This is a genomic window from Pseudomonas oryzihabitans (assembly GCF_032027545.1).
GTDB classification, from domain to species: domain Bacteria; phylum Pseudomonadota; class Gammaproteobacteria; order Pseudomonadales; family Pseudomonadaceae; genus Chryseomonas; species Chryseomonas oryzihabitans_F.
In genome coordinates, this window is sequence record NZ_JAVSJB010000133.1 from 1 (window position 1) to 265 (window position 265).

Sequence of the window (265 nt, forward strand, 5' to 3'; positions counted from 1 at the left end):
TAGCTGGGATCAGGCGGCGATCAAGGCCCAGGTGCTGCAAGGCACTGTGGGTGACGAAACGCTGTGGGGCTTTGGTACCGATGACACCCTGGACGGCCAGGCGGGTGACGACACCCTCAACGGTGGTAGCGGCAACGACATCCTGAACGGTGGAGACGGAGCCGACACCCTTAGCGGTGACGAGGGCAACGACACCCTGCAAGGCGGTGCCGGCAACGACGTGCTCTACGGTAGAGACGGCAACGACATCCTCAACGGGGGAGCC

At 64.2% G+C, this 265-nt stretch carries 1 protein-coding gene; it reads left to right on the forward strand.

The window, feature by feature from the left end; all coding sequences use genetic code 11:
• Positions 1-265, forward strand: a 265-nt coding sequence (locus RND78_RS28045; protein WP_312733513.1) for a calcium-binding protein, incomplete at both ends; no start/stop codon positions are given.